20 protein-coding genes are annotated in these 18,570 nt (G+C 41.1%); all 20 read right to left on the reverse strand.

What is annotated here, in order from left to right; genetic code table 11:
• Positions 1-50: 50 nt before the first annotated feature.
• Complete coding sequence (gene tsf, locus N1I86_RS01940) at positions 51-932, reverse strand: translation elongation factor Ts (RefSeq protein WP_341094678.1); 882 nt, start codon at positions 930-932, stop codon at positions 51-53.
• Positions 933-1,083: 151 nt separating this feature from the next.
• Positions 1,084-1,812 (reverse strand): 30S ribosomal protein S2, encoded by a 729-nt coding sequence (gene rpsB / locus N1I86_RS01945; protein ID WP_341094680.1) that lies wholly within the window; start codon positions 1,810-1,812, stop codon positions 1,084-1,086.
• A gap of 150 nt (positions 1,813-1,962) precedes the next feature.
• Positions 1,963-2,496, reverse strand: coding sequence for a hypothetical protein (locus tag N1I86_RS01950; protein WP_048623182.1), 534 nt, complete (start codon positions 2,494-2,496; stop codon positions 1,963-1,965).
• Positions 2,497-2,521: 25 nt separating this feature from the next.
• Positions 2,522-3,304, reverse strand: coding sequence for a FliA/WhiG family RNA polymerase sigma factor (locus N1I86_RS01955; RefSeq protein WP_341094683.1), 783 nt, complete (start codon positions 3,302-3,304; stop codon positions 2,522-2,524).
• Between the two features lie 353 nt (positions 3,305-3,657).
• Positions 3,658-4,155 (reverse strand): chemotaxis protein CheD, encoded by a 498-nt coding sequence (locus N1I86_RS01960; protein WP_003354605.1) that lies wholly within the window; start codon positions 4,153-4,155, stop codon positions 3,658-3,660.
• Complete coding sequence (locus N1I86_RS01965; protein WP_048623180.1) at positions 4,148-4,789, reverse strand: chemotaxis protein CheC; 642 nt, start codon at positions 4,787-4,789, stop codon at positions 4,148-4,150. Before N1I86_RS01965 ends, N1I86_RS01960 begins: the two co-directional genes overlap by 8 nt.
• 12 nt (positions 4,790-4,801) lie before the next feature.
• Positions 4,802-5,242: a chemotaxis protein CheW gene (locus N1I86_RS01970; RefSeq protein WP_003354603.1), complete on the reverse strand. Its 441-nt coding sequence runs from the start codon at positions 5,240-5,242 to the stop codon at positions 4,802-4,804.
• A 17-nt stretch (positions 5,243-5,259) separates the two neighbouring features.
• The gene (locus N1I86_RS01975; RefSeq protein ID WP_341094684.1) at positions 5,260-7,299 is read right to left on the reverse strand and encodes a chemotaxis protein CheA; all 2,040 of its coding nucleotides are present in this window, start codon (positions 7,297-7,299) and stop codon (positions 5,260-5,262) included.
• Between the two features lie 15 nt (positions 7,300-7,314).
• A complete protein-coding gene (locus N1I86_RS01980; RefSeq protein WP_341094685.1) occupies positions 7,315-8,394 on the reverse strand; it encodes a protein-glutamate methylesterase/protein-glutamine glutaminase in 1,080 nt (359 codons plus the stop codon).
• Complete coding sequence (locus tag N1I86_RS01985) at positions 8,387-9,262, reverse strand: MinD/ParA family protein (protein WP_003354600.1); 876 nt, start codon at positions 9,260-9,262, stop codon at positions 8,387-8,389. The genes N1I86_RS01980 and N1I86_RS01985 overlap by 8 nt, the downstream gene beginning before the upstream one ends.
• Positions 9,263-9,266: 4 nt before the next feature.
• Positions 9,267-10,388 (reverse strand): flagellar biosynthesis protein FlhF, encoded by a 1,122-nt coding sequence (gene flhF, locus N1I86_RS01990; protein ID WP_341094687.1) that lies wholly within the window; start codon positions 10,386-10,388, stop codon positions 9,267-9,269.
• On the reverse strand, positions 10,385-12,415 hold the full coding sequence (gene flhA / locus N1I86_RS01995) for a flagellar biosynthesis protein FlhA (protein WP_341094688.1): 2,031 nt from the start codon (positions 12,413-12,415) through the stop codon (positions 10,385-10,387). The genes flhF and flhA overlap by 4 nt, the downstream gene beginning before the upstream one ends.
• A 28-nt stretch (positions 12,416-12,443) precedes the next feature.
• The gene (flhB, locus tag N1I86_RS02000) at positions 12,444-13,526 is read right to left on the reverse strand and encodes a flagellar biosynthesis protein FlhB (protein ID WP_327823942.1); all 1,083 of its coding nucleotides are present in this window, start codon (positions 13,524-13,526) and stop codon (positions 12,444-12,446) included.
• A 1-nt stretch (position 13,527) separates the two neighbouring features.
• Positions 13,528-14,304 (reverse strand): flagellar biosynthetic protein FliR, encoded by a 777-nt coding sequence (gene fliR / locus N1I86_RS02005; RefSeq protein WP_341094690.1) that lies wholly within the window; start codon positions 14,302-14,304, stop codon positions 13,528-13,530.
• A gap of 4 nt (positions 14,305-14,308) precedes the next feature.
• Positions 14,309-14,578, reverse strand: coding sequence for a flagellar biosynthesis protein FliQ (gene fliQ / locus N1I86_RS02010; RefSeq protein ID WP_003354594.1), 270 nt, complete (start codon positions 14,576-14,578; stop codon positions 14,309-14,311).
• A gap of 11 nt (positions 14,579-14,589) precedes the next feature.
• Positions 14,590-15,258, reverse strand: coding sequence for a flagellar type III secretion system pore protein FliP (gene fliP / locus N1I86_RS02015; protein ID WP_003354593.1), 669 nt, complete (start codon positions 15,256-15,258; stop codon positions 14,590-14,592).
• Positions 15,251-15,925, reverse strand: coding sequence for a flagellar biosynthetic protein FliO (locus N1I86_RS02020; protein ID WP_341094692.1), 675 nt, complete (start codon positions 15,923-15,925; stop codon positions 15,251-15,253). The genes fliP and N1I86_RS02020 overlap by 8 nt, the downstream gene beginning before the upstream one ends.
• 20 nt (positions 15,926-15,945) lie before the next feature.
• On the reverse strand, positions 15,946-16,308 hold the full coding sequence (locus N1I86_RS02025; protein ID WP_003354590.1) for a response regulator: 363 nt from the start codon (positions 16,306-16,308) through the stop codon (positions 15,946-15,948).
• A gap of 20 nt (positions 16,309-16,328) precedes the next feature.
• The gene (gene fliY, locus N1I86_RS02030) at positions 16,329-17,555 is read right to left on the reverse strand and encodes a flagellar motor switch phosphatase FliY (protein ID WP_327803068.1); all 1,227 of its coding nucleotides are present in this window, start codon (positions 17,553-17,555) and stop codon (positions 16,329-16,331) included.
• Positions 17,545-18,546: a flagellar motor switch protein FliM gene (gene fliM / locus N1I86_RS02035; protein ID WP_270583013.1), complete on the reverse strand. Its 1,002-nt coding sequence runs from the start codon at positions 18,544-18,546 to the stop codon at positions 17,545-17,547. The genes fliY and fliM overlap by 11 nt, the downstream gene beginning before the upstream one ends.
• Between the last annotated feature and the right edge of the window lie 24 nt (positions 18,547-18,570).

Genomic DNA, 18,570 nt, shown 5'->3' on the forward strand with positions numbered 1-18,570 from the left:
TAAGGCATAGTGAGTATCTTCTCACTCAGATATTCTTGGAAAGGTCGAAATTATTTTTTCATTTGATTCATTACTTCTTCAGCGAAGTTTTCTTGGCGTTTTTCAATTCCTTCTCCTACTTCGAAACGCACAAAATCTTTGACAGTTGCACCTTTAGATTCAACGAATTGGCGAACTTTTTGATCAGGGTTTTTAACAAAGGATTGTTCAAGCAGACAAATTTCTTCGAAGAATTTGTTAAGACGTCCTTCAACCATTTTTTCAACAATTTTTTCAGGTTTTCCTTCATTGAGAGCTTGCTGTTTCAAAACTTGACGTTCGTGCTCTACTTCTTCTTGCGGCACTTGGTCGCGAGAAACGTATTTTGGATTCAAGGCAGCAGCATGCATAGCTACATCTTTTGCTACACTTTCATCCGTCGTTCCACTTAAGAGCGCAAGAACGCCGATTCGTCCACCCATATGCAAATATTCACCAAAAACTTCATTTTCGCCTTTCGTCTTCACTTCGAAACGGCGAAGAGTTAATTTTTCACCGATTTTAGCGATGGCTTCATTGATGTATTCACTTACTTTTGCGCCATTTTCCATCGTTTGGTCAAGAGCTTCTTCGACTGTTTTTGGTTCATTTTTCAAAATATGTTGAGCCAATTCTTTTACAAAATTTTGGAAGCTTTCGTTTTTAGCCACGAAATCTGTTTCGGAGTTGACTTCCAAAATAACGGCTTTATTTCCTTCGCTTAACAGATAAGTTGTTCCTTCAGCTGCTACGCGGTCAGCTTTTTTGGCAGCTTTGGCCATTCCTTTTTCACGAAGAAAATCGATCGCTTTTTCCATATCGCCATTCGTTTCTGTCAGCGCTTTTTTGCAATCCATCATGCCGGCGCCCGTTTTTTCACGTAGTTCTTTTACCATTTGCGCAGTAATTGCCATCTTTTTTTCCTCCTTAAAAATATATGTACTAAGCCGCAATAGCCAAAACAGCCATTCAGCTTTTGATTTCACCGTAAAATTTCTTAAAAAAAGGTGATAAGGGCCTTCCCTCTTATCACCTTTTCATTTTTATCTTGATTGGCGCTGGAGCTTATTCAGCAGCAACTTCTACCGTTTCAGAAACTTCAGCTGTTTCTTCACCTTGTTTAGCTTCTAAAATAGCATCCGCCATTTTTGAAGTCAGAAGTTTAACAGCGCGAATCGCATCGTCATTCGCAGGAATGACATAATCAATTTCATCCGGATCGCAGTTCGTATCAACAATACCGATAATCGGAATATTCAATTTCCGTGCTTCTGCTACTGCGATACGTTCTTTGCGTGGATCGATCACAAACAAAGCGTCAGGAAGTTCTTTCATATCTTTAATGCCGCCAAGAAATTTCACAAGGCGTTCATGTTCTTTTTTCAGCTGAACGACTTCTTTTTTAGGCAATACATCGAATGTGCCGTCTTCTTCCATTCTTTCGATGTCTTTCAGACGTTGAACACGTTTTTGAATCGTTTGGAAGTTGGTTAACGTTCCACCGAGCCAACGATGATTTACATAATACATTCCGGAACGCTCTGCTTCTTCTTTTACGGATTCTTGTGCTTGTTTTTTCGTACCAACAAAAAGAACTTTTCCGCCGTTAGCAGCCAATTCTTTAACGAATTGGTAAGCTTCTTCTACTTTCTTCACGGTTTTTTGAAGATCGATAATATAGATGCCGTTGCGTTCTTGGAAAATGTATTTTTTCATTTTCGGATTCCAACGGCGTGTTTGGTGTCCAAAATGCACACCTGCTTCTAATAATTGTTTCATAGAAATAACAGACATTTTTTCTTTCCTCCTATGGGTTATTATCCTCCGTCCTCTTCATATTTAAACAGAGACTGACAAAAATCAGCACCCTCTGATTAAATCCGAGAACGTGTGTATTCACACCAAAAGTTACTATATCATAATCAAATCTAACTATCAAGCTTATCATTGCCCATTTGCTCGAAATTTTAAAAGCAGTTGTATTTCTGTTGTACCTTTATTTAATTTATGCGCAATTTCTTCAATCGTTAAACCCTTTTTTTGTAAAAACAATACATTTTCATATAAGTCGTCTTCCGTCCAATCCAATATGTCCATCTCCGTTTTGGATTCTTTAGGCCCAACGACCGACGGTTCTTGCTGGTATTTTTTCAACGCTTCTTTTTTCGAAACGATAGGCTGTTTGGACTGGGTCCATTTCCGTTCATCCTGTTTCGACTGAATCTCGAAACTTTCCTTTTTATGCTTATGATGCGGCTGTTTGGCCTCTATGGACGATATTTTTTTCAGAAATGCTTCATTTTCATCTTTCATTTGAAGAAGATAGGTTGATAACATTTCTTCCGTATCTTGAATCATTTTTTCTTGCTCCTCTTTTAATCCGAAAAGGCGGTTTTGTCTCATGTAAAGGAGCACAACAGCAAACAGTGTGATGACATTAAAAATAATGGATATGAAAAACAAAAAAGTTGACACCATGATTCCCACCTGAATTTCAATTCTTTTAGCAGCGAAAAGGGATGCCGCTGACTTTTTTTAGCTTGTTCCGCAATTTAAAAAGAGCTTTCGAATGGATCTGTGAAATTCGTGAAGTGGAAAGATTCAGAATCTCTCCAATTTCAGTCAATGTTAACTCCTCCTGATAAAATAGCCTCAGCACTAATTTTTCTTTTTCAGACAATCCCGCAATTTCACGGGATAACTCTTGGATTAATTCCTCTTTGACAACCTCTTCTTCAGGAGTAGAGATTCGGTCATCTTTTATATCGTAGCCTTTTCCATCCATTTCCTCTTGATCTTTTATTTGATCGTCCATCGATAATATGTTGGCCGTATAATATTCCGCCATGATTTGTTGAAGTTCCTCTACGCTCATGTCTAGTTCGTTTGCGACTTCTTCCGCCGTGACATGTCTTAAAAATTGCTGCTCTAATTCTTCGATTTTGACTTCGATTTTTTTCGCTTTTTCCCTCGTCCCTCTTGGAAGCCAGTCCTCTTTTCTGAGCCCATCTAATATCGCTCCTCTAATACGAAAAGAAGCGTATGTATCAAACTTTAAATCTCTGGAGGGATCAAATTTTGTCAACGCATCCACCAAGCCTAAAAATCCGAGGCTTTTGAGTTCATCCCGGCTTACATTTTTCGGCATGTGAACAGAGAGGCGCTGAACATGATAACTGACAAGCGGAGTATATCGTTTGACAAGCAAATCCCCGGCGTCCGGATCTCTTGATGTAAGCCATAAATCCCACCATTTTTTCTCCTCTACAAGTTGTACATCTATCATGATTCTCCTCCTCGAATGTTTCCCAGGGAAGTTTGTGATTCATAGCGAGGCCGATATTCGGTTTTCGTACAACCATTTTTTGTTTGCCTGAATGAATGCGGTAAAAATAGCAGAAAATAGATGATCTTTATTGCGACGGATGTGATTTCGAAACAAACAACAGTCGAGCGAAGCGAATGAAAAATCGTCTATTGCTCTTTGAGACAGTATCCGAGTATACGAAATGATAATACATCTAGTATTCTACTATTTTTTCGATCAGAAGTTTCCTTTTCCCGTCACACACATCTAAAATAACAAACCCTTTCGTCGCCCCTTCATTTCGCTTAAAGACGGGCTTCTTTCAGAAAATGTTAAATGATGGACACGCCTTTATTCACGGTTCTGATTTCCAAAAGGCCAGTGGAAGGATCAAACTCAATGGTTCTTCCACTGTTTCCGCCAACGTCCTCGGCTACGATGGGAATATGTTCTCTGTTCAATTGTTTTTTCACTGCCTCGACATTTCTCGGTCCGATTCTCATTATTTCATTTTTGGACGAGAATTGGAACATTTGTGCTCCTCCGGCAATTTTTGCTTTTAATCGTTTACGCAGCGCACCTTCGTTGATTAACATATCCGTTAATTGGGGAATAGCTGTATCAGCAAATTTGGCTTTATTAAATGTTTCCGTCTTGGCTAGCGAAGAATCCGGCAGCATAATATGAGCCAACCCGCCAATTTTTGTTTTTTCATCAAATATGACAATTCCAACGCAAGAACCTAAACCAGCCGTTCGAATTCGATCGGGTGGGCGCACCACATTTAAATCAGCGATACCTACTTTAATGACTTTTACCGTCTCATTCATCTAGCGGCACTCCCAATGCATCCAAAACTTTCCAAAAGGAATTCGGGTCAGGCAAGAGAAAAAAATGTCCTTTCACGGAATCAGAGGCTTTTCCATCTGCTTCTTTCAAAGTCGTGTCAATAAAAATGGCATAATCGCTGTATTGGGATATTTCAAACAATCCATCACTCATTACGGCTCCCACCATATCAATGGCCAAGGCGGGTACGGACGGAAAAACATGCAGACCCGTAAAATCTCCCAAAGCAGACAAATACGAACCGGACAAAATATTTCCTAATTCTTGAAGCGCCGATAAAGCCATTTCCGAATAGGGCGGATGGTCAAAAGAAAAAGATTGGTCGCCAGTCAGCTTTTGTATAAAAAGTGCTGCCTGTTCCAGCTGGAGGACGAAAAACATGCTTCCTTCAATATCTCCTTCAATCCGCAAAAAAACGCTTGCTACAATGTTGTCCGGTCCGCCTGCCATTTCCATCACGTCATCGAAGTGAAGGATTTGTACAGTGGGAACCACCATATTTATTTTTTTATTCATCAAAGTGGACAAAGCAGTGGCTGCATGGCCCGCCCCGATATTTCCGATTTCCTTGAACGTGTCTAAATGAGCGTTTTGTATCCGATCTAAGTAACTCATCAGCTTTCATCCTTATTTTTCTAGAATTTTTTCAAGACTTAATAAAATAAGAAGCCTTTTTTCCCATTTGGCAACACCCGTGATATATTCTGCTTCAATTTCTCCTACCATTTCAGGCTGGGGTTCGATGAACTCTTCGGAAATATCTAACACATCATTTGCTCCGTCCACAATGAACCCTACTTCCATTTCATTCAGCGTCGCAACAATAATTCTTGTACCATCATCAAACTCTTTTTCGGGAAGCCCAAATCGTGTTCTTAAATCTATGATCGGGGTGACCACTCCCCTTAAATTGATCACACCTTTGATAAACGGGACCGTCTTAGGTACTCGAGTAATAGGCATCAATCTTTCGATGGATTGGACTTGATGGATTGGCAGCGCATATTCGTTGTCGCCTAATTGAAAGGCAATAACCTTCAGAACAGAAGGTGCTGATATTTTGCTCATTTTTTCTCTCCCCTTCCCTATTTGATTAGTGCGTTACAATCAATGATTAATGCTACTTGACCGTCTCCTAAAATAGTTGCTCCGGATATGGCAAATACGTTCGTTAGATAATTCCCGAGACTTTTCAAGACCACTTCTTGCTGCCCAATAAAAGAATCCACGACCAAGGCCGCCATTTTGTCGCCTTTTCGGACGATGACAACTGACAAGTAATCATCTTCCGCCTCTTCTTTCGGTACCTCGAAGAGCTTTTCCAAAAAGAGAAGAGGCACGACTTTCCCTCTAAAATCAATGACTTTTTTACTATGCGCACTTAAGATGTCTTCTTTTTTGATAATGGCTGTTTCGATGATGGAGGATAACGGGATGGCATATTTTTCATTTCCTACTTCGATCAACATGACTGAAATAATAGAGAGTGTCAGCGGCAGCTGAATAGAAAAGACGGAACCTTTGCCTTCAACTGAGTTGATATTGATGGATCCGCCAATCGACTCAATTGTCGCCTTGACTACATCAAGTCCCACACCTCTTCCGGAAATATCCGTAATACGGTCGGCTGTCGAAAAACCGGATTCCATAATGAGGCCAAATACTTCACTGTCCGTTAATTTCTCCGCTTCCTCTTGAGATACAATTCCTTTATCAATGGCTTTTTTTAATACTTTCTCACGGTTGATTCCCGCTCCATCATCCTCTACTTCAATGAAAACATGGTTTCCGCTTGTATAGGCTTTTAACTTTACTGTACCTTCTATCGGTTTCCCCTTCGCTTTTCTTTCTTCTTTCGTTTCAATTCCATGATCGACAGCATTTCTGAGCAAGTGGACAAGCGGATCACCGATTTCATCTATAACCGTCCGGTCCAGCTCCGTTTCCGCCCCGATGATTTCTAAATTAATTTGTTTATCTAATTCGCGGGCTAGTTGACGAACCATCCTCGGGAAACGATTAAATACCGTTTCAACCGGAATCATCCGCATATTTAAAATAATATTTTGCAAGTCTCCGGAAATTCTGGACATCCGTTCCACTGTTTCAGTCAATTCAGGGTGATTTAACTCACGGGAGATTTGCTCAAGTCGTCCGCGGTCAATCACCAGTTCTTCAAATAAATTCATCAAGCTGTCCAAACGTTCGATGTTGACACGAATCGTTTTATTGGAAACATTTTTGGATTTTCTTTGTTTGCCTCCATCTGCTTGATGATCTTTCGCGTTTTTTTCTGCAGAGGCCTTTTTCTTTTCCTCCTTGTCGGAATGATCTGTTTCTTTTGAATGGCCGCTGGCTTGTTTTGGAGAATCTGCAAAAGGCTGAACGACCACTTTTTCTACTTCTGAAACTTTCATCACTTTCTTTTCAATCTCAGAAGCTTCGTCTTTCGTCACAATCGTTACCGTAAATCGATGATCAAAATGCTCTTCTTCCAACTCTTCTACTGCAGGAACAGATTTAATGATTTCTCCGCATTTTTCAAGAACTTCAAAAATCATATAAACCCGTGCCGCTTTTAACAGACAGTCTTCCTTTAATGTAACGATCACTTCGTAACAGGAAAATCCTTGTTCTTTCGACTGCTGAATAACGGTTGTTTCAAATTCGTCATATTGCACAGAATTCCCTTCACTTGAATGGCTTGGCTCTCGTACTTCACTTTTCTCCTTCTTTTCGACGTTCGATCCGCTTTCAATCGCTTTAAGCCGTGCCACTATCTCCTCTACATTTCTTTTGCCATCTCCACCAGAAGCAATATCTTGAATCATGGCCTCCAAATCATCCACCGAAGCAAAGACAACATCTAATACGTCTGTTGTAACTTTTATTTTATGGTTGCGGATGGCATCCAGAACATTTTCCATTTTATGAGTGAGGTTTGCTAAATCTTCAAATCCCATTGTGGCGGACATTCCCTTTAAAGTATGGGCAGACGTGAATACCTCATTGACGATCTCCATATTTTCCGGGTTTTTTTCAAGCTCAAGAAGATTTTCATTAATGGCTTGCAAATGCTCTTTGCTTTCATCTATGAATATTTCAAGATATTGAGTCGTTTCCATCTGTTCCACCTCTTCCTAAGGCAAATATTTTAAGATTGATTGAGCGATATCTTGAATCGGTTTCACTTCATCAATGACATTCGCTTCAATTGCAGATTTTGGCATTCCAAATACAACGCATGAGTCTTTAGACTCAGCGATGGCATGTACATTGCCTTTTTCTTTTAATTTTATCAGACCATAAGTCCCATCTGAACCCATTCCAGTTAAAATAACGGCAATTTTTTTATAAAATTCCAATTTGCTGGCTGACTCAAAAAGAACATCTACAGAAGGCTTGTGACCGTTCATTCGGGGAGATTGATCAAGCGAGATGGCAAGAGACCTTCCTACCTCCTTGATTTTCATATGAAAATTCCCGGGGGCGATATAGGCGATTCCTTTTTTCAACAGTTCACCGTCTTCCGCTTCTTTAACATAGATGCGTGACAGTTGGTTCAAACGTTCAGCCAAGGATTTTGTAAATCCTGGAGGCATGTGTTGAACGATTAGAATAGGCGCTCCAATTTCCTTTGGCAGTTGCGGCAAAACTTCTTGAAGCGCTCTCGGTCCACCGGTGGAAGTGCCAATTAGCACTAAACTTTTTGCATATTCTTTCGTACTCCGATGGTTTAACTCCGACTCCCTATTGGACGTCATTAGGCCGCGATCCATCTCGTCTGTATGGACCCGCACGTTGCTTTTCATTCCCTTTTTTACCTTTGAAGCCAGTAAAAGTTTCGAGATCAATTCATTTTTTCCCTTATCCAGATCCAGCGAAATCGGTCCGGACGGCTTTGCCACAAAATCAAAAGCTCCATTTTCAAGAGCTTTAATCGCATTTTCTGTTCCTTCCTTCGTCGTACTTGACAGCATTACAACCGGCAGCTGATAATGGCTGATGATCCATTTTAGCGCTTCAAGTCCGTTCATGACTGGCATTTCGATGTCCATCGTGACGACATCCGGACATAACGTCTTCACTTTTTCTATGGCATCTTTTCCGTTTCTAGCTGTCCCGACCACTTCCAATTCAGGATGTTCGGAAACAAAGTCCGAGATCAATTTTCTCATGAATGCGGAATCATCTACTATGAGTACTTTCTTTTTACCCATCTCCAACACTGCCTTTCAGAAAAAACTGGCGAAGCTTCCCAATAAAACGACCCTTTTGGATGGTTCCCATTACGTTCGATTGGGACAAATAAATTTCCACGATCGATTTTAATGAGCGGGAAATACTGGAATAAGGATTGTATAAAAAGAAAGGTGTCTGGCTTGCGACTGCATTCTTTACGATTTTATCTTCAGGCAATATTCCGAGTTTTGAAACCTCTTTATGCAAAAATTTCTCCATGGCCATCGATATACGTTCGAGCGTGACTTGTCCTTCTTGATTGGATTCAGCACGATTGCAAATCAAATAAAAATGTTTGTCTTGATCTCTTATTTGAATATATTTCATCATGGAATACGCGTCTGTCACAGCAGTCGGTTCAGGGGTCGTGATCACCAATAAATCATCAACAGACATCAACAGCTCCAAGCTTTCTTTTGATGCTCCGGCCCCCATATCAAACAAAATATAATCATATTCCCACTGCAATTTTGCTACGGACTCGATCCAACGTTGAAAATCATTCTCAGACCATTCAAGAAGACGCCCAAGACCAGAACCGCCGAATATGTAGGAAAAGCCCCCCGGACCGGAAATGATCAGATCCTTCAATTCGTATCCGTTTTCTATAAAATCTACAATCGAGCGATCCGCACTAATACCTGATAAAATATGAATATTCGCCATGCCAATATCCAAATCAAACAATAAAACTTTTTTTCCTAACTGCGCCAAAATGACAGCTATGTTCACAGAAATATTGGACTTTCCCACGCCCCCTTTACCGCTGATCACGGCAGCCGTTTTAGCGGGTGACTGATGCAACTCTCTCAATTTCAGCCTTAATCCTTCTGCTTGGTCTTTCATATGCTTACTCCCTCAATATTTCTTTCAAAATGATTTCAGGATTGCCAGTCAATAAATCGTCCGGGACGTTTTGTCCATTCGCCAGGAATCCTACTTTTTTCCTGTACTTGCAAACAAGATTGAACAATGAGCCTTTTCGCTTTGTTTCATCTAATTTCGTAAAAATAAATTGATCAAATGGAAGGTCTTGAAATTTTTCTATTATTTCTTCCAAATCTTCTGCTTTGGACGTAAGAGCCAGCACAAGATATGTCTCCATCTCTTCACGGACCGGAATGATTTCTTTTAATTGGTCGATATACTGATTTTCCCGATAATTACGTCCCGCCGTGTCAATCAAAACGAGGTCATAATCCAAAAATTTTTGCGTCGCCTTTTCAAAATCAGCAGAATTATAAACAACCTCTACAGGCACGTTCAGCAAATTGGCATAAGTTTTTAATTGTTCAATCGCGGCAATTCGGAAAGTATCCGTGGTGATAAAAGCAATTTTTTTCTTGTGTTCCAGCACTGCTTTTGCCGCCAATTTCGCCAACGTAGTCGTTTTTCCCACGCCGGTCGGCCCGACAACATTGATATATTTTTTAGCAAATAGCGGGTTGTCGGTTTGAACTGATTGAAGTTTTCTTTTTAAGTAATCAATGGCTCGTTTGCGTATTTCTGTTTCGCTCACTTCGCCCTTGGATTCAATATAAAACGCATATAGCTCGTCCCCGATGGTTCGCACATGGTCGGATCCGATTTCTTTTTGCTCCAATTCTGACAGAATGGAATGAATCATTTCCGGGTATTTGGAACGATCCTCTTTTGATGTCAAAAGAGCGATCATCGACTTTAATTCTTCTAATTCCTGTTTGAGCTGTTGATTTTCGCCGTGGTCAGCTTGCTTTTGCCGTTCTGAAACATGGAGAGGCATTTTCGGCTGTTCCGCTTCCATCCTTTCCATCATTTCCAGTTCAGGATCCACAGCGGCAATCACTTCAAATTGTTTCTTTTTAAAAAAACCGAGAAAGCCTCCACCGTACGTAATCTTGGAATTCAGAATAACAGCGTGCTCGCCTAACTCCTTTCTAATTTTTTTCATGGCTTCCGGCATGGAAGGGGCTATAAATTTCTTCACTTTCATTCGATGGTCACCACCCCGACGCTTTGTACTTCCACATTTGGTTCAAGTTCGTTGAAAGATAGGATCGGTAATCGTGGAAAATATCTTTCCAACAGCTGCCTTACAAACATTCGAATTGCCGGAGAACATAAAATGACCGGCATTTGCTGCATGATAGAAACTTCTTCTACTTTTTTTGAAACGGCTTCTATTAATTTTTGCGAATTGACCGGGTCGATCGACAAATAATTTCCATGCTCTGTTTGTTGTACACTATCAGCGATCAATTTTTCCACCTGCGCTGACAAAGTGATCACTTTGATGGTTCCTTCATCGGCATATTGATTGGTAATTTGTCGTGATAAAGCTTGACGAACATACTCGGTTAACAAATCGGTGTCGGATGTTAACTTGCCGTAATCGGCTAGCGTTTCAAAAATGATCGGCAGATTGCGTATCGAAATATTTTCTTTTAACAGTTTTGCCAATACTTTTTGTATGTCTCCAACGGATAAAGGATTCGGTGTTACTTCTTCAACAAGAACAGGATACGTTTCTTTCATATGGTCAATCAATTGCTGCGTTTCTTGTCTTCCGAGCAAATCATGGGCATTTGCTTTCAATACTTCCGTTAAATGAGTGGAAACAACACTCGGTGGGTCGACGACAGTATAGCCCAGCATTTCTGCTTGATCTTTTACTTCTTCCGTAATCCATTTGGCAGGAAGACCGAATGAGGGCTCAATCGTATCAATTCCTTCAATCGAATCCTCTTCTTCGCCGGAATTCATGGCCAAATAGTGATCAAGAAACAACTCTCCTTTGGCCACTTCATTTCCTTTAATTTTAATTCTGTATTCATTCGGGGCTAATTGAATATTATCTCTGATGCGCACAACCGGAAGAATAATCCCTAATTCCATGGCCAGCTGTCTTCGGATCATCACAATCCGATCAAGCAAGTCGCCGCCTTGGTTTGCATCGGCAAGAGGGATAAGTCCATAGCCAAATTCAAATTCAATCGGGTCAATATTTAATAAATTGACGACATTTTCGGGCCGCCGCAATTCTTCTGCTTCGTTCTCTTCTTGAACCTCTTCCGTTTCCACCGGCTCATCCGGAACTTTTTGAAGCCTGTATCCTCCGATCGCAAGCAGCGCCGCAACCGGAATCGTCAGCAAATCATTAATAGGCGTGGCAATTCCAAGCAAAAAAATGGTACCAGCCGTAACATATAACATTTTAGGATAGGATAACAATTGAGACATTACATCTTCGCCAAGATTGCTGTTTGAAGCGGTTCGAGTGACAATGATGCCAGTAGCGGTGGAAATTAATAATGCCGGTATCTGGCTGACAAGTCCGTCCCCCACTGTCAACAATGAATAATGATTGGCTGCATCTTGAAACCCCATACCTTGCTGGACCATGCCAATGACCATTCCAAAAATCAAGTTGATGATGACGATAATAATACCGGCGATCGCATCGCCTTTTACAAATTTAGTCGCACCATCCATCGCTCCGTAAAAATCTGCTTCCCGTGAAATATTTTCACGTCGTTCCCGCGCTTCCTGCTCCGATATCATTCCTGCATTTAAATCCGCGTCAATGGCCATCTGTTTACCCGGCATAGCATCTAAAGTAAAACGTGCTGCCACTTCAGAAACGCGTTCTGCTCCTCTCGTGATGACAACAAACTGAATAATGATTAATATGAGGAACACGACTAAACCAACAACCAAATTTCCGCCGACAACAAACGTTCCAAACGTTTCGACAACGCCTCCTGCCTCCCCTTTGCTCAAAATAGAACGCGTTGTCGACACGTTTAAACCTAATCGAAACAAGGTTAATAGAAGCAGCAAAGACGGAAATACGGAAAATTGGAGCGCTTCATTCATATTCATGGTTGTTAACAGCACCAATAACGCAAGAGATATGTTCAGGATAATCAAAATGCTTAATAGCCATGAAGGAAAAGGAATAATAAGCATTGCGACGATTAAAATGACTCCCAGTAACACCGAAAAATCTCTTACCTTCATGATGTTCTCTCCCAACTTTCAATAAGACCTACACTTTATTTTTTAATCGGTACACATACGCCAAAATTTCAGCGACCGCTTTGAAAAATTCTTCCGGTATCCTCTCTCCAATTTCCACCTGGGTGTACAGAGCCCTTGCCAACGGACGGTTTTCAACCGTTTCAACATGATTCTCTTTGGCGATGGCCTTAATCTTTTGCGCCAAATAATCTGCCCCTTTAGCGACTACAACCGGCGCATCCATTTTCTCCTCTTCATATTTCAGCGCAACGGCAAAATGAGTTGGATTGGTGATTACGACGTCTGCGTTAGGCACTTCTTGCATCATTCTTCTCATCGCCATTTCCCGTTGTCTTTGCTTAATCCGTGATTTGATTTGCGGGTCGCCTTCTGAGTTTTTATATTCATCTTTAATGTCTTGCTTTGACATTCGGATGCTTTTTTCAAAATCGTATTTCTGATAAAGATAATCAAACAAGGCCAAAAACAACAGAGCGATCGAAGCAGAAATTCCCATTTGCACCGTTAACGTTCCTACCGTTTTCAATGAATCGGACAATGACTCAAAAGACAGGCCAAGTACTCTGTCCATATTCATCCACAAAATCACAAAGGTCACGGTTCCGACAATGGAAATTTTTAAAATGGACTTCAGTAACTCTACTAGTGCCTTAATCGAAAAAATCCTTTGAAATCCTTTCATAGGATCGATTTTTTCCAGCTTGGGAACCAACGTCTCCGTCGTAAATAAAAACCCAACTTGCAGATAATTGGCGGCTAAACTTCCCACTAATGCGACAAGCAGAAAAGGGCCGACCATATATGCAAAATCTTTCAATACATCTAAAACGATGGATTTTAAGTTTCCTTCCGTAATAGGCATGAGCATATAATCTTGAAAAGAACGTGAAAAGAGCCGCCTCACAATATTGCCAAGAAAAGAAGAAGCAAAATAGAGCGAGGAAAAAACAGCCAACAGATTGATTGCCGTAACGACCTCTTGGCTTTTTGCCACTTGACCTTTCTTCTTCGCTTCTTCCCTTCTTTTGGGTGTGGCTTTTTCCGTTTTCTCCCCCGCAAAAAACTGCAAATCAACGGTCAATAATCTCACTTTACGTCCCTCCGATGATTTTCATCACATCTCTCATCGCGTATAGCATCATTTCAAATAAATGTTGCACCACCGCGAAAATGGCACTCATCACCACGATCATGACAATAAAAGCCACGGCAATCTTCACAGGAAATCCGACAACAAAAATATTCATCTGCGGAACGGTGCGGGCAATAATCCCCAACGCGACGTCGACTAGAAATAGGGATGCAACCACCGGAATGGCCATTTGAAAGGCGATGACAAACATGGATTGGAAAGCATGAATCATATACTGCGCAAAAGAGCTGCTGCCAAGCGAAAACTTCCCTTGTTCCAGCGGTATGAGCTGATAACTGTAATAAATTCCGTCCAAGAGAAGATGATGCCCGTTTACAGAAAGCAAAAAAAGCAGAGCAAACATGTAAAAATATTGTCCCATGATCGGACTTTGCATTCCTGTGTGAGGATCAATGACATTGGCAATGGTAGACCCCATCTGAAAATCAATGAGAGCTCCGGCTACTTGAACCGCCGCCATCACCAACGCAGCTGTAAATCCAATCAACAGACCGACAAGCATCTCTTTTAATATTAATAAAAAGTAGGCGCCATCTATCGCGATCGGCGCAGTATTCATGGTATAGTACATCATCCAAGAAAGAGCGAAAGAAACGCCCATCCGATGTATGGCCGGAATGGTCCGATACGAAAAAAGCGGCACGGTCACAAAAAAAGACGCTACCCGGACAAAAATGAGAAGAAACACGGAGAATTTCGGAACTAGCTGATCCATGCCATCATCCCACAAACTGTGTTAAATTCGATAAAATTTGCGAAGTATAAGAAATCATATGAGTCAGCATCCAAGGACCAAAAAATACCAATCCAACCAGCATCGCCACAATTTTAGGAATGAAAGCGAGTGTTTGTTCTTGAATTTGAGTCATTGCTTGAAAAATACTCACGACAAGTCCGACAATAAGCCCAATCAGCATGATCGGACCGGATAGAATCAAAATCATATAAACTCCTTTTTCTGCGAGAGAAATGACCATTTCGGGATTCATGTACTCTTCACCTACTTATAACTTTGTAAAAGCGACTCAATCACTAAATGCCAGCCATCGACAAGAACGAATAATAATATTTTAAACGGCAATGAAATCATAATCGGAGGAAGCATCATCATCCCCATAGACATGAGTACACTGGACACCACCATATCGATGACAAGAAAAGGAATAAAAAGCATAAATCCCATTTGAAACGCCGTTTTCAATTCGCTGATCGCAAACGCCGGCACAAGCGCGGTTAACGGTATATCCTCTATGCTTTTTGGCCGTTTCGCATTCGAATATTGCAAAAATAAGTCCAAATCCTTTTCTCTCGTATATCGACTCATAAAGTCTTTAAAAGGGACGCTCGCCCGATCATAAGCTTCTTCCAGATTGATTTCATTTTTAAAAAGAGGAGTCAAAGCTTCTTTATTGACCTGTTGAAACACCGGCGTCATGATAAAAAAAGTCAAAAACAAAGCAAGGCCCACCAATACTTGGTTCGGCGGCATCTGTTGCGTTCCCAGGGCAGTACGGACAAAAGACAGCACAATGATGATGCGCGTAAAACAAGTCATTAAAATCAAAATGCTCGGCGCCAGCGATAAAACGGTCAAAAGAAGAAGCAGTTTCACCGACAATGACACATTTTCCGGGGAGCTGTTATTAAAATAATGCATAAATTCATTCATCAGACTTCTTCTCCTTGGTTTCCAGCTGCTGGAGCGCTTGCTCCCTTGAAGTTTTTATTTCGTTCAACTGCTTTTCAAGCACACTTTTAAAAGGCGCTGAACCGCCTTTTTTGACCGCTTTTTGTTTTCTCTCCTGCCATTTTCTCAAAGCAACCGTAAAAATATCTTTCGTATCCAGCAATAGATCCTTTTGTTGATTGTAAACTTGCAAAAGCTGTTTATATTCTTCTTGGTCGTTGATTTCTTTCAGCAGTTCTATGTTTTCACCAACCCCCAGAATAAAAATGCGTTCTCCCACCTTTACCAATTGGATGGAGCGGTTTCCTCCAAGAGGAGAACCGCCCAAATGCTGGATCAGCTTCGAATCTTGAAAAGTTTGGCTTTTTTTATTGATAAATTTGATTAAAAAGTAGATTAATACAATCACAAAAAGGAGCGCGAACAGCATTCTTGCATAATCCCAAGCACTGACTCCGGAAATATCGTCCGTCGCAGTGCTTTTTTCTTTTTTAGATGTTCCTGAATCCTGACATTTATCAGGATGTTCGATACAATCTTTTACGTTTCCGCTCAAAGTTCCCGCGGCAGTGACGGATGTTCCGCCAATACCCAAGAGAAACAGGCTAATGAATATGATCAAACACTTTTTGATTCGTTCCAGATTCAATCGAAAGCACCTTCTTAACATTAACCAAGCGTTTTTTTAATCGCTTCTATCACCCGATCCGCTTGGAAAGGCTTGACGATAAAGTCTTTCGCTCCGGCTTGAATCGCATCAATGACCATAGCCTGTTGTCCCATGGCCGAACACATGATGACTTTTGCATTGGCATCAATCGCTTTTATCGCTTTTAACGCTTCAATTCCATCCATCTCAGGCATCGTAATGTCCATCGTCACAAGGTCCGGCTGCAACTCTTTATATTTTTCCACCGCTTGATTTCCATCGGCCGCTTCACCGACCACTTCATAACCGTTTTTCGTTAAAATATCTTTGATCATCATTCTCATAAAAGCTGCATCATCTACGACTAAAATACGATTTCCCATTTTCATTCCTCCTCAAATGATTATTTTAATTGATGAATGCGTTCACTTTGGCTTTGTATTTCCGTTATACGAACACCGAAATTTTCATCTATAACCACAACTTCGCCCTTTGCTATCAACCTATTATTCACCAATATATCCACTGGTTCTCCTGCCAGTTTATCGAGCTCAATGATAGAGCCGGAGGAAAGTTCCAGAATATCCTTTACCGTGCGCACGGTTCTTCCGAGCTCGACAGTCACATTTAAAGGAATATCAAGCAATAAATCTAAATTTCTTGTTTCAACAGAAGGTGCGGTTGTCGGTTGAAATTCCGCAAAAGCGGCAGGCTCCACATGAACCATCGGTTCCGTTTTCCTGCTTTTTCCTACATTCTCTTCTTTCTGAACATCGGGTTGTGGTCGGTCGGTTTTCGACGCAGTCTCTTTCCTTCCCTCATCGATTGTTCCTTTTTGAACAGAATTTTTATCTGATGCGTTTTCTTCATTTGCCATTTGCGGCTCTTCCCCATCGGTTGAAGGGTTCACCAATTCTTCTACAAGACTTTTGGCAAATGAAATCGGCAATAATTGCATGATATTGGAATCAATTAAGTTTCCAATCGTTAAACGGAAGGAGATTTTGACGAACAGTTCGTGATCAGGTATAGCGTCAGTTCCTTCCCCGTTTTTTAAGTCCATTAAGACGAGCGAAGGCGGTGAAATATCTACCCGCTTTTGGAAGATGGTGGACATGGATGTGGCCGCTGAACCCATCATTTGGTTCATTGCTTCTTGGACGGCGCTTAGTTTGATATCATCCAAATTTTCGCTTGGATTCTCACCAGTTCCCCCTAGCATGAGATCCGCAATGATCGCGGCGTCTTGCTGTTTAATCACTAAAAGATTCATTCCGGCAAACCCATCGCGATATTCTACCAATATCGCAACATACGGATGAGGAAATTCATCTTGAATTTTGCTCCGAGGGATAATCGAAACAGACGGTGTGGTAATATCTACTTTTTGGTTTAATAGACTGGACAAGGCTGTTGCCGAGCTGCCGAACGAGATATTGCCGATTTCACCCAGGGCATCTTCTTCAACCGGCGTTAAATAATCTTCCGTATGTATGATTGCCTGTTGTTCTTGTTTTCCTTGTTGAGTTTCCTCATCGGCTATCTCTTGATTCGGAGCGTCTGCGTCATTCAAAGTCCCTTTCAGCAAAGCATCAATCTCATCCTGCGAGAGCATGTCATCATTTTTCATCGTTTTCTCCCCCCTCAATGGAATCTATAATTTGCACAGCCAGTTGTTTATTGACTCTTCCCGGTTGGCCGATAAATTTAGGAACATCCCCTGTTTTGATTATCAATGGCTCATCGATTTTTCTATCCAGTCTGATGACATCTCCCACATCCAACGTTAAAAATTCCTCAATCGTAATCTCAGAAGTTCCCAGTTCTGCCGTCACCGGAATTTGCGCATTTCGTAGATTCTTTTCTAAAATCTCCAATTCCCCGGGCTTGCGCTCTTTTTTTTCAGATGTTTGCATCCAATAGTGTACGGATAATTTCGGAAGAATAGGTTCCAACACTACATGAGGGATACAAATATTGATCATGCCCATCACTTCGCCAATGACCGTGTTCAAAGAAATGACAACGACGGTTTCATTGGGCGAAACCATTTGTAAAAACTGGGGATTTACTTCAAATTCAGTCAATGACGGATTGATTTCGACAATGTTTTCCCATGCTTCCCGATAATGATAAAAAGCTCGTTCAAACATATTCGACATAATATTCGTTTCGATTTCCGTCAATTTTTCAATTTTACTGGTCCCTGATCCTTTTCCACCCAGCAGACGGTCAACCAGCGCATAGGCGATATTCGGATTAATTTCCATAATAATCCTTCCGTCTAACGGCGGAACCTCAAATACGTTTAAAATCGTCAAATTGGGGATCGATCGTATAAATTCTTCATAAGGAATTTGGTCCGCTGAAGCAACAGATATTTGTACATAAGTTCGCAACTGGGCAGAAAAAAACGTCGTCAATAACCGTGAAAAGTTTTCGTGCACCCGTGTTAAACTACGGATTTGATCTTTTGAAAACCGTAGTGCCCGTTTAAAGTCGTATACTTTTACCTTTTTTTCTTCCTCTTCTCTTTTTAATTCATCCGCATTCATTTCCCCGGCAGATAGAGCCGACAAAAGAGCATCTATTTCGCTTTGGGATAATACTTCCTCCGACAAAGAGCTTCACCTCCTTACGGTTCC

Origin of the sequence: Bacillus sp. FSL W8-0116 (assembly GCF_038003825.1) — a bacterium.
GTDB lineage: Bacteria > Bacillota > Bacilli > Bacillales > DSM-4216 > Bacillus_O > Bacillus_O smithii.

Coding starts and splice junctions, on each gene's coding strand:
- fliQ (WP_003354594.1), bottom strand. CDS start 14,578: ATGAATCCCGAAATGGTCATTTCTCTCGCAGAAAAAGGAGTTTATATG.
- flhA (WP_341094688.1), bottom strand. CDS start 12,415: ATGAAGGTAAGAGATTTTTCGGTGTTACTGGGAGTCATTTTAATCGTC.
- N1I86_RS01975 (WP_341094684.1), bottom strand. CDS start 7,299: ATGGAAACGACTCAATATCTTGAAATATTCATAGATGAAAGCAAAGAG.
- flhF (WP_341094687.1), bottom strand. CDS start 10,388: ATGAAAGTGAAGAAATTTATAGCCCCTTCCATGCCGGAAGCCATGAAA.
- fliY (WP_327803068.1), bottom strand. CDS start 17,555: ATGAAAAATGATGACATGCTCTCGCAGGATGAGATTGATGCTTTGCTG.
- N1I86_RS01950 (WP_048623182.1), bottom strand. CDS start 2,496: ATGGTGTCAACTTTTTTGTTTTTCATATCCATTATTTTTAATGTCATC.
- N1I86_RS01970 (WP_003354603.1), bottom strand. CDS start 5,242: ATGAGCAAAATATCAGCACCTTCTGTTCTGAAGGTTATTGCCTTTCAA.
- N1I86_RS01980 (WP_341094685.1), bottom strand. CDS start 8,394: ATGGGTAAAAAGAAAGTACTCATAGTAGATGATTCCGCATTCATGAGA.
- fliP (WP_003354593.1), bottom strand. CDS start 15,258: ATGAATGAATTTATGCATTATTTTAATAACAGCTCCCCGGAAAATGTG.
- N1I86_RS02025 (WP_003354590.1), bottom strand. CDS start 16,308: ATGGGAAATCGTATTTTAGTCGTAGATGATGCAGCTTTTATGAGAATG.
- N1I86_RS01965 (WP_048623180.1), bottom strand. CDS start 4,789: ATGAGTTACTTAGATCGGATACAAAACGCTCATTTAGACACGTTCAAG.
- N1I86_RS01960 (WP_003354605.1), bottom strand. CDS start 4,155: ATGAATGAGACGGTAAAAGTCATTAAAGTAGGTATCGCTGATTTAAAT.
- N1I86_RS01955 (WP_341094683.1), bottom strand. CDS start 3,304: ATGATAGATGTACAACTTGTAGAGGAGAAAAAATGGTGGGATTTATGG.
- fliR (WP_341094690.1), bottom strand. CDS start 14,304: ATGGATCAGCTAGTTCCGAAATTCTCCGTGTTTCTTCTCATTTTTGTC.
- N1I86_RS01985 (WP_003354600.1), bottom strand. CDS start 9,262: ATGAAAGACCAAGCAGAAGGATTAAGGCTGAAATTGAGAGAGTTGCAT.
- tsf (WP_341094678.1), bottom strand. CDS start 932: ATGGCAATTACTGCGCAAATGGTAAAAGAACTACGTGAAAAAACGGGC.
- rpsB (WP_341094680.1), bottom strand. CDS start 1,812: ATGTCTGTTATTTCTATGAAACAATTATTAGAAGCAGGTGTGCATTTT.